Annotated in this window: 7 protein-coding genes, 1 tRNA gene and 3 pseudogenes; 4 read left to right on the forward strand and 7 right to left on the reverse strand. The window is 59.0% G+C overall.

Going from position 1 to position 10,009, the window contains the following annotated elements; translation table 11 throughout:
• Positions 1-190: 190 nt before the first annotated feature.
• Positions 191-280: transfer RNA gene (locus L0H65_RS08090), tRNA-Ser, on the reverse strand.
• Between the two features lie 388 nt (positions 281-668).
• On the opposite strand from L0H65_RS08090, the gene L0H65_RS08095 reads away from it, so the two are divergent.
• Positions 669-1,061, forward strand: a complete 393-nt coding sequence (locus L0H65_RS08095; RefSeq protein ID WP_301458376.1) for a GFA family protein — start codon at positions 669-671, stop codon at positions 1,059-1,061.
• Positions 1,062-1,077: 16 nt separating this feature from the next.
• Here the strand turns inward: L0H65_RS08095 and L0H65_RS08100 are convergent, their stop codons facing one another.
• The 3 genes from L0H65_RS08100 to dctP are packed head-to-tail and all read right to left on the reverse strand — an operon-like array spanning position 1,078 to position 4,001.
• Entirely contained in the window at positions 1,078-2,391 is a 1,314-nt protein-coding gene (locus L0H65_RS08100) for a TRAP transporter large permease subunit (RefSeq protein WP_301458377.1), read from the reverse strand.
• Position 2,392: 1 nt separating this feature from the next.
• On the reverse strand, positions 2,393-2,914 hold the full coding sequence (locus L0H65_RS08105; RefSeq protein ID WP_301458378.1) for a TRAP transporter small permease subunit: 522 nt from the start codon (positions 2,912-2,914) through the stop codon (positions 2,393-2,395).
• A 25-nt stretch (positions 2,915-2,939) separates the two neighbouring features.
• A complete protein-coding gene (dctP, locus tag L0H65_RS08110; RefSeq protein WP_301458379.1) occupies positions 2,940-4,001 on the reverse strand; it encodes a TRAP transporter substrate-binding protein DctP in 1,062 nt (353 codons plus the stop codon).
• A gap of 276 nt (positions 4,002-4,277) precedes the next feature.
• On the opposite strand from dctP, the pseudogene L0H65_RS08115 reads away from it, so the two are divergent.
• Together L0H65_RS08115 and L0H65_RS08120 are read left to right on the forward strand one after the other, a co-directional pair.
• Positions 4,278-4,404: pseudogene (locus tag L0H65_RS08115) on the forward strand (IS3 family transposase); the annotation flags it as partial.
• 54 nt (positions 4,405-4,458) lie between these two features.
• Positions 4,459-4,824: pseudogene (locus L0H65_RS08120) on the forward strand (integrase core domain-containing protein); the annotation flags it as partial.
• Here L0H65_RS08120 and L0H65_RS08125 read toward each other — a convergent pair.
• Genes L0H65_RS08125 through L0H65_RS08135 form a run of 3 tightly spaced genes read right to left on the reverse strand, consistent with a single transcriptional unit; the run spans position 4,793 to position 9,406 of the window.
• Positions 4,793-5,629, reverse strand: coding sequence for an NAD(P)-dependent oxidoreductase (locus L0H65_RS08125; protein ID WP_301458380.1), 837 nt, complete (start codon positions 5,627-5,629; stop codon positions 4,793-4,795). The pseudogene L0H65_RS08120 and the gene L0H65_RS08125 overlap by 32 nt on opposite strands.
• A 3-nt stretch (positions 5,630-5,632) precedes the next feature.
• Positions 5,633-7,324 (reverse strand): hydantoinase B/oxoprolinase family protein, encoded by a 1,692-nt coding sequence (locus L0H65_RS08130; protein WP_301458381.1) that lies wholly within the window; start codon positions 7,322-7,324, stop codon positions 5,633-5,635.
• A gap of 3 nt (positions 7,325-7,327) precedes the next feature.
• Complete coding sequence (locus L0H65_RS08135; protein ID WP_301458382.1) at positions 7,328-9,406, reverse strand: hydantoinase/oxoprolinase family protein; 2,079 nt, start codon at positions 9,404-9,406, stop codon at positions 7,328-7,330.
• A gap of 120 nt (positions 9,407-9,526) precedes the next feature.
• Between L0H65_RS08135 and L0H65_RS08140 the strand changes: the two are divergent.
• Positions 9,527-9,825: pseudogene (locus L0H65_RS08140) on the forward strand (IS110 family transposase); the annotation flags it as partial.
• Positions 9,826-10,009 lie beyond the last annotated feature (184 nt).

Below are 10,009 nucleotides of genomic sequence, written 5' to 3' on the forward strand. Positions count from 1 at the left end.
TTAAATCAGAGCCTTAGGTCTAATAACCGAAACGGTGACGGTTAACAGCTCTGGAGAATATCGGCCCTTAGAGAACGCGTGTGCGCCTTTCGGGGCGTGGGCCGGTTAACAGCCCCACCCGCATAACCCCCGAAAACAACGGAAAAATCCGGTTGTAGTCGGATGGGGAGAACGCCTTCGTGAGGGCAAGTGGCGGAAGCGGTGGGATTCGAACCCACGGTACGGTTCCCCGCACGCTAGTTTTCAAGACTAGAGCCTTAAACCACTCGGCCACACTTCCAACGCCGGGCTCTGATACCACGGCAGGCGGCGAATTCAAGGGGAGTCGTCGCGCCACAACCGGCTCCCGAAAGTTATGAACCATCCGGGTCGGTCAGATCGGTTTTGCATCAGCGGAATGCTTCTTTGCGACGCGGTTGCCCATATTGGCCCGTGCTCGCAAGAATACCACAGATTTTGCTGAAGCGCCCGTTAACGGATGTCCGTCTGAACTTGGCGGAAAAAATGATCTGGCGGGGGCGATCGCGCGCCGTTGACTTCAAAAGACGCAATCGACGCCGGTTCTGCCGGCGGCGGAAAACCGGACCCTTTCAAGACAGGGACGGTTTCATCGACGTAGCCTGCGTTTTGATGTAATGTCCGTCACCTGATGGCTTTGGAGGTGCAGAGTGGAGCGGTTCACCGGCAGTTGTCTGTGCGGCAATGTCCGCATTCTGGCGATGGGGCAGCCATACCGGGTTGGCCTTTGCCACTGTCTCGACTGCCGCAAGCATCATGGCGCTCTTTTTCACGCCTCAGCGATATTTCCGCAGAAAGCGGTGACAATCACGGGTGAAACGCGCAATTACGCGGGGCGGTCCTTTTGCCCGGTGTGCGGCTCCCCGGTTTTTGGGCGGAGCGGGGATGAGATCGAAGTAAATCTCGGGTCTCTGGATGCGCCTGACCAGTTGATGCCGACCTATGAAAGCTGGACCATCCGTCGCGAAAGCTGGTTGCCGCCGTTTCCGCTCCTCCACCGTTACGTCCGTGATCGCGACCCGGCCAGTCGTTTTGAGGCATGAGGACGCAGAGAACGCGCTAGAACCCGACGATCTGAGAGGGCAACCAGGTGACAAGTGCCGGGAACAATGCGATCAGCGCCAGGGTCAGCAGTTGAAGCAGAATGAATGGCACAACGCCACGGCACATCTGGCCGTAAGTCATATCCTTCGGCGCGATGGATTTCAGGTAGAAGATCGACGAGGCCATGGGCGGCGTCAGATATCCGGTCTGGATAACGATCAGAACCATCGTCGCGAACCATACCGGGTCAATCCCGGAGGAGCGGATGAAGGGTGTGAACAGTGGCACACAGATCAGCACGTTCGCGGTCCAATCGAGCACGAAGCCCAATACGAACACGATTGCCAGAAAGAAGATGATCATCCCCGTCGTCCCAAGCCCCGCACCGGTGATCGCGTTGCGGATCAGCATAGCGCCGCCATTGGCCGCGAAAACCCCCATGAACATGGTGCCAGCGGCAACGATCAGCAGGATCATCGCCGAGATGCGCACGGTGATTTGCAAGGATTGCAGCAACACCGTCAGGCTAAACCTGCGGTTGGCGATACATAACACAAGCGCACCCGCCGCCCCCACGGCCGCCGCTTCGGTCGGGGAGGCGATCCCGGCGAGGATCGAGCCCAGAACTGCAAAAATCAGCAAAAACACCGGCACCAGCGTCGTAGCCGTCGCCCAGAGTTTTTCGCCCAGCGGCAGCGTATCCTCGGCAATCACCGCCGCATCGGTTGGCGCAGGGTGCATTTTGCCCTTGATCACGATATAGATCAGGAACAGCGCAACCATCAAAAGCCCCGGCAGCATCATCCCCGCCATCAGCTTGCCCACTGACATTTGCGCAAGCGACGCATACATCACCGCAATCACCGACGGCGGGATCATGGTCCCAAGCGAGCCGCCCGCGCAGATGGTGCCGGCGATCAGGCTGTTGTCGTAACGCGCGCGCTGCATGGCGGGGATCGCCATCATCCCGATCATCACCTCAACAGCGCCGACAACACCTGCGGCAGCGGCAAAAATCGCGCCCATCGCGATTGTCGCCACTGCCAAACCGTTCGGCAAGCGACCAAGCCACATGTTCATCACCTTGAACAGGCGTTCCGCAATCCCGGATCGCTCCAACAGCGCACCCATCAGGATGAACATCGGAATTGCCGACAGGATGAAATTGGTCGAGGCGGAATAGAAGGAGCCGTAAAGTTGGTCAAACGACATCGAGCCGAAAGCCACCAACCCCGCGCCAACGGAGACGATGACCAGTGAAAACGCAATCGGCAGACCCAGCAGGATCAGCACGAACAGGGCGGGAAACATCAATCCGGCGGTCAGCATATCAAATCTCGATCTTGAATGTATCGTCAGCCCGCGGGCTGAAAAAACCGCGCAACCCTTCGGCGGCCAATTGCAGCGCCAACGCACCGAGCCCGATGGCAAGTGCCGAATAGAAAGGCCACATCAACGGTGCCCAGGGGCTGACGGTTTCAACTTCCCCGGTCTGAAATGCGCGCCAGGCATGGCCACCTGCAATCAATGCGAGCCATCCAAAAATCGGAAATAGCACGACAAGGAAAGCCACCCCGTCGATAATACCCCGAACCCGAGACGACAGCCGCGATGACAGAAAGTCGATGCGGACATGGGCATCTTCGCGCAGACATTGCGCCGCACCCAGCACGAACAGAACACCGGTACTCATATAGGCCACATCAAAGGCCCACATGGTTGGCGCGCCAAGCACATAGCGCGCCACCACTTCGTAAAGCATGGAAGCGATCAGGATCAGGACCATCGCTTGCGCGACATATCCCAAAGCCGCAGATACCCTGTCAGCCAGTGTCAGAAATGTCTGTCGCATGATCGCCTCCCCCTTTTGGTTCAGATCACTTGCCGGTGCGGATCAGATAGTCGCTTTCCGTCGCCCAGCGATCCTTGTAGGTCAGATAATCCGCCAGAATCGCCGCCATGTCACCTTTTCCTTCGGCTTTTTGTGCCTCGGCCTTTTTACCGATCCAATCCAGGCCCGCATCGGACAATTCCTTGACGAAAGCCGGATCAAGCGTGATCACCTCGGCTTTGCTGGCGCGGTAAATCTCCATCGCCTTCATGTCCTTGTCATAGAAATTCGTCAGCGATTGGCGGGTGGTCAGTTCTGCTGCCGCTTCGACCTTGGCTTTCAGCGAGTCATCAAGCGCGTCCCATGTTTCCGTTTTCAGCACCACTTCCCACAGGAAAGTCGGCTGATGCACGCCGGGGATGATGATATAGGGTGCAGCCTCATGGAAGCCTTCGGGCAGGTTGGCCGAAGGCGGTGCCCACTCAATTGCATCCACGCCTTTGCGTTCCAGCAGGGTATAAATCTCACCCGGAGGCACAACGGTTGGAACCGCACCGAAATAGTCGCGCATCACTTCGGCCCATGGACCAGAGGTGCGGTATTTCAAGCCTTTCAAATCGGCGGCGCTGCGGATTGCCACGTTGGAATGGGCCATGATCTCGGATGAACCGATGCCGACGACCAGCGATTTCAGCCCTTCGGCAGCGCGAATCTCGGCCAGCTTTTCCTTGCCGCCGCCTTCATAGATCCATGTCGAATAGGCTTCTGGCCCCATGCCGCCCGGAAAGCCTGCAAAGATCGCGTTGATCGGGTCTTGGTTGACCAGATAGCTGGGCGTGGAATGGCCGGCCTCGACAATGCCGTCCTTGACACCATCGTAGACCTTGAGCGCAGGCACCAGAATCCCGGCGCCGAAAGGCTGCACTTCGACTTTGCCATCGGTCAGCAGTTTGGTGTTCGCGGCAAAACGCTCCAGAAAATTGACGTAAAAGGGTGACCCTTCGGGCACCGAAGTCGGCACGCGCCACGTTACCTCTTGCGCGGCAGCACCCAAGGCGATTGCCGACATTGCGCCGGCCAATGCCAAGCGTTTCAGATATTGATTCATGATAACTCCTCCCGTTTTCATCAAGCGGGCTTGCAACAAGCCCTGGTTCCCGAATCCATCATATACAACAAAAACACTTATTGTCGACACAAAAGTGACATAAATTGTGTCAGGCCCATCAGCCCACTTGCAGAACGACGGGTCAGTCTGTTCTGCGCTTCCGGTTCTGAACTTGACGGGGCAGGCGCGAACGTGCCGGGAGGCTGGATGTTGTGCGAACTTCTGAATGGCTCCGAGTTCGACAGAAGACCATCATCTTAAGTAAGGATGAGGGTTATGACAAAAAGCAAAATGGCAAATCGCTACTCTCCGGAGTTTCGCGCGCGTGCTGTCCGGATGGTGTTTCAGCATCAAGGCGCATACGAAACTGCAATCGGGCGCGATAGCGACCATTGTACCCCGCCGCCGGGCAGTGGATAAGGACATCCAGTTCACCAATCACGAACGGCATATTTACGCCTTTGAGAACATCTTCGATCGTCGCTGCCGCGAGCATGAGATCAAGCATCGGCTAATCAAGGTGAAACTTGCCTGAACCAATGGTCACGTCGAAAGAATGAACCGAACCATCAAGGACGCGACCGTCATGCACTTCTACTACGACGACGACGATCAGTTGCGACATCATCTCGCCAACTTCATCAGCGCCTGCGACTTCGGGCGCAGATTGAAGACCCTAACGGGACTCACTCCCTACGGGGTCATCCGCAAACAATGGGCAATCGAACCGGAACGGTTCATCGTAAATCCAATCCATCAAATGCCGGGACTGAACAACCAACCTCGGCGCGTCAGGTGGTTTTCTTGTCATCGACGATCTTGAGCTTGGCAATGCCGCTTTCACCCAAGGGGATAGAGGCGAAAGGCCCGCCATGGCACATATCGCCCGGGTCTTGCGGATTCACAGGGTCCGCCTCGGCCAAAATCCGGGCGGCGAACTGTTCGGCGTTGTCCTTGGGGCGATAGCCCAGGAACGCGGCTTTGGCATTGTCCACCGGCGCACGGTCATTGTTGGAAACGCCATACACCACGGTAAACCCGGCCACTGGTGTATCAATGGCGCGGGTGACCAGATGGATCAGATCGTCGTAACTCAACCAAGAACCGAGCGCGCGCGGATTGCCGACCTGTGCGGCCGACAGAATGCGCATGCAGACGGATTCGACCCCGCGCTTGTCCCAGTAAAGGCTCGCCAGATCCTCGGCAAAGCATTTGGCCAGCCCATAGAACGTATCGGGGCGGTGCGGCGCGTCGGTGCCGATAAAGTGGTTTTTCGGATGCATCCCGACAGCGTGGATTGATGACGCATAGACCACCCGCCGCAGCTTGTTCTGATAGGCCGCTTCCCAGATATTATAGGCGCCGACGATGTTGGCGGGCAGGATCTGGTCCCACGGCGCTTCATCGCCGATGGCTCCGAAATGCACCACCATATCAGCGCCTTGCAGCAATTTGAGCATCGCAGCAAGGTCGGCTAGATCGGCCCTCACATAGCGTTCACCGGGATAGAGCTTGCCAATGCCTTCGGCCAGATCGCTCGTCACCAACTCATTGCAGAGCTTCGACAACGGTTCGCGCAAATATGATCCAAGCCGCCCCGCTGCCCCGGTCAGCACCAGCTTTTTCATTGTCTAAATCTCCTCACCCTTGCGAACCTTCGCTTGCACCTCCGCAATTGTCGCCGCGTCCAACCCATAGTCACGCGCTGCGGCCCCGGCCGAGATGTAGCCCCGCGCCAGATCGCGCTTCACCGTTGCCGGATCGCGCGCGTTTGCTTCTCCGTAGCCCGCGCCCCCCGGCAGGGCCAGCATGACGCGCCGCCCTGCGGGCACAAACTGCTTGCCCTTACCGCGCATCTCCGCGCCATTGTCCTGCCCGATGGTTGTGGGCGCCCCCGGCGCGCCGCCACGGCGCCCGCGCGCAGGATGGTTCACCCGGTCAAACATGGCGGAAAAGTCAAACTCATAGCCCTCCCGCGCGCCGACCTCCATGAACTGCCCCAAGCCGCCACGCTGCGCGCCCGCGCCACCACTGTCAGGTCGCAGCTCCTTGCGCCAGATGATCACCGGGCCTGCGTGTTCCGTCGCCTCGATTGGCATCGTCATCACGCCCGAAGGGAACGCGGTCGCATTCAGCCCGTCATGGGCGGGCCGCGCCCCTGCCCCGCCGGAGTTGAAGGTCAACACCTCCGCCCGCGCGCCTGTGCCATCCACAGATCGCAATGACAGTTGGAAGTTGCACAGGCAGCCCGCGCCCTCGGCGGGCACCACGCCGGGGATGATCTTGTCGAGCGCGTCATAGACCGCATCCGGCACGAAATGCCCGATGATATGGCGCAGAGCCACCGGCGCCGGGTGCAGCGCGTTCACGATAGCACCCGCAGGCGCGGTCACGCGGAACGGCTCCAGTGACGCTGCGTTGTTCGGAATTTCCGGCGCAATAGCGCATTTCAAGGCATAGCAAGCATAGGCTTTGGCATAGACGAGCGGGCAGTTGATGCCTTTTTTGTCGACGCCACTGGTACCGGTGAAATCCGTCAGGATATGGTCGCCCGCGATGGTCAGCTTGACCGCAATCGTGATCGGGGTGTCGAACCCATCGACCGTCATCGCACCTGTCGCCTGCATTTGCGGCAAAGCCGCAATGCGTTCAACCGTCGCGCGCCGCGATGCCTCAAAGATGAATTCGGCGATCCCTTGCAGATCGTCCAGATCAAATTCCTGCATCATGTCGATCAGCCGCCGGTGGCCGATCTCATTACATGTCGCCAAGGCGTAAAGATCACCGACCAACTGATCCGGCTGGCGCACGTTGCCGCGCAGGATATGCAGCAGGGTCTTGTCCACCACGCCCCGTTCCGCGAATTTCATGATCGGCAGATACAGCCCTTCTTCATAAACACTGGCGGCATCAGCGCCAAAGCCGCGCCCGCCGATATCGACGACATGCGCGGTGCAGGCGAAAAACCCGACGAGGTTACCTTTGTGGAAAGATGGCGTGACGACGGTAAAATCGTGCAAATGCCCGGTGCCTTCCCAAGGGTCATTGGTGATATAGACATCGCCTTCAAAGATGTTTTCACGCCCGATGCGCCGGATGAAATGCGCCAGGGCATCGGCCATTGCGTTGACATGGCCGGGTGTCCCGGTCACCGCCTGCGCGAGCATCCGACCGCGGCTGTCGTAAACGCCGGCTGACAGATCGCCCGCCTCACGGACCGAGGTGGAAAACGCGGTGCGGACCAAGGCCTGCGCCTGTTCCTCCACCACCGAAATCAGGCGGTTCCACATCACCTGATAGGCAACGGTTGAATGCTGCGCCATGGTTCACGCCTCCTGTGCGACGGTAAGATCAATACACCCGTCCGGCTGGCAAATCGCGCGGCGACTGGACGGAACGATGATCGTCGTTTCATCTTCGGTGATCACAGCAGGGCCGGAAACGCCATCGCCGGGGGCCAGGGATGACCGGAGAACCACCTGCGCCGAAAGGAAACTCCCCTTGGCAGGATCGAACATTCTTCGATTTCCCGACGGTAAAGCCCGGCCGCTATCTTGCACTTCTACAACCTTTTCGACTGCTTGCCGTGGCGTGGTGGCATTGACGGCCCAAACCGTGATCTCCACATCAAGACCGGTCACCGCTCGCCCGAACAGCTTGACATAATCCGCTTCGAACAAGGCTTCGAACTCTGCGACATCAGGGGTCATCGCATGCGCCTCGGTCAGGGCGATCGGGATTTCCCAGCCTTGCCCGGTGTAGCGCATGTAGACCTTGAATTCCGACAGAACCGGGCTTGTCGCATCGCAACTGCGGACAAATTCACGCGCCTCGGCCTGCAATTCGGTCAGGAGCGACTTGATGCGCGCAGGGTCGAAATCCGACAGTTTCATGTAGACCGAGCGGTTTGCCTCAAAGCTGAACGGCGCGCGCAGGAAACCGATGGCAGATCCAACCCCAGCCCCCGGCGGCACCAATAACCGCTGAACCCCCAGCTTTTCGCACAAGCGCCCGGCATGAAGCGGAGCCGCCCCGCCAAAGGCAATCATCGTATATTCCGAAAGGTCTTCGCCGTTTTCCACCGCATGAACCCGTGCGGCATTCGCCATGTTCTCATCGACGACTTCGGCAAGACCAAAGGCGGCCTCTTCCGCCTCCATGCCCAAGGCATCGCCCAGAACCGCTTCCAAGGCCGCCCGTGATGCCGCCACATCCAACGCAAAGGCACCACCCGCAAAATTGTCGGGATCTAGCTTGCCCAGCACAAGATCGGCATCCGTCACCGCAGGCCGCAAACCGCCGCGCCCGTAACAAGCTGGACCCGGCTCAGACCCGGCACTTTCGGGGCCAACCCGGATTTGCCGCATCGCGTCGACATGCGCCAGCGAGCCGCCGCCTGCGCCAATCTCCACCATATCAATGACCGGAATCGAAATCGGCATTCCCGAGCCTTTTTTGAAGCGATAGGTCCGCGCCACCTCAAACACCCGCGCGGTTTTCGGCGTCTGGTTCTTGATAAGGCAAATCTTTGCGGTTGTGCCGCCCATGTCAAAGGACAGCACCTTGTCAAGCCCATAGCGTGCAGCGATATTTGCCGCAAATACCGCCCCCCCCGCAGGCCCGGATTCCACCAACCGCACCGGAAATTCCGCAGCACTTTCGATGGAGATGATGCCGCCTCCCGAATGCATCAGGAACACGGCGCAGCCGACGCCTTCCTCCTGCAGTCGGCCGCGAAGCCGCCCGAGATAGGATTTCATCAATGGCTTGATATAGGCATTGGCGACGACGGTATTGAACCGCTCATACTCCCGCATCTGCGGCGACACTTCGGCGGAGATCGACACCATCACATCCGGCAGACGTTCGGCCAGAACCTCGCGCACCATCCGTTCATGCGCGGCGTTGAGATAGGAATGGATCAATCCCACAGCGACCGAGGTATATCCCGCCTCCGCAATCTGGTCAGCGACTGCCGCCACTTCGGCCCGGTCCAGTGGAACCAGCACTGCACCGGTCGCATCCACCCGCTCCGCTACCGTAAAGCGCGATTGGCGCGGCAGCAGAGGTTCCGGCAGGTTCAGGTTCAGGTCATATTGTTCAAACCGGCTTTCGGTCCGCATTTCAATGACATCTCGAAAGCCCTGCGTCGTGATCAACGCGGTCTTCGCGCCCCGTCGCTCGATCAGCGCATTGGTCGCAAGCGTGGTGCCGTGGATAATCTGGCCGATATCGCCGGGCAAAACCCCGGCTTTGGCACAAACCTGTTGCATGCCGTCAATAATGGCGTTCTCCGGCGCTGCATAGGTGGTCAGCACCTTTGTTGAAAAGGATTGCCCGTCTTTCTCCAGCACCACATCGGTGAAGGTTCCCCCTATATCCACGCCCATTCGAATCAAAGACATCGCTTGTAATCCTCATCCTTGCTTGGTGGCCAAGCTACGCGGCGCGGGTCGGAGGGTCTAGCGCGTTATTCCCACAACCTGTCAGGGTCGCGCCCCAATGCCGGCAGCGCTGATGTTGGGATTAGCACGGTCGGGTTTGATCTGGCGAAGATTGTGTTTCAGGTGCATGGAACTGATGCCTCCGGGCCGGCTGTACTGTGCAAAATGCTGAAGCGGGATAACGTAGCGGGGTTCTTCAACCAGCTTGGGCTTTGCGTCGTCGCGATGGAACCCTTTCGTGGCGCTCGTTTTTGGCGCCGCGAGATCGGCAAGCTGGGTCATGACGTAGAGTTAATCCCGCCGCTTACGTCAAACCCTTCGTCAAGCGCGAGGCAAATGATACCACCGATGCCGCGGCGATCTGCGCGGCCGCCCCGCGAACCGCTCGTCCCATCCGCCCCGCGCTTCATAGTTCCCACCGATGGCCTGCGCACAGTAAAGCATGTTCCTCAAACCGCGCCTTGAGCCGACTGTTTCAGCAGCCCGTTATCCAGGGCGGAAACTGTCGATCACTCTCTCAACGGCGGAGCGGTCAGGCGGGACACTTCCTCAGGAATTGGGACG

The organism is Pseudorhodobacter sp., assembly GCF_030452865.1.
In the GTDB taxonomy this organism is placed as follows: domain Bacteria; phylum Pseudomonadota; class Alphaproteobacteria; order Rhodobacterales; family Rhodobacteraceae; genus Pseudorhodobacter.

Bases quoted from the DNA above. Each gene is read 5' to 3' on its own strand.
- L0H65_RS08100 (WP_301458377.1), bottom strand. From the start codon at position 2,391: ATGCTGACCGCCGGATTGATGTTTCCCGCCCTGTTCGTGCTGATCCTG.
- L0H65_RS08105 (WP_301458378.1), bottom strand. From the start codon at position 2,914: ATGCGACAGACATTTCTGACACTGGCTGACAGGGTATCTGCGGCTTTG.
- dctP (WP_301458379.1), bottom strand. From the start codon at position 4,001: ATGAATCAATATCTGAAACGCTTGGCATTGGCCGGCGCAATGTCGGCA.
- L0H65_RS08125 (WP_301458380.1), bottom strand. From the start codon at position 5,629: ATGAAAAAGCTGGTGCTGACCGGGGCAGCGGGGCGGCTTGGATCATAT.
- L0H65_RS08130 (WP_301458381.1), bottom strand. From the start codon at position 7,324: ATGGCGCAGCATTCAACCGTTGCCTATCAGGTGATGTGGAACCGCCTG.
- L0H65_RS08135 (WP_301458382.1), bottom strand. From the start codon at position 9,406: ATGTCTTTGATTCGAATGGGCGTGGATATAGGGGGAACCTTCACCGAT.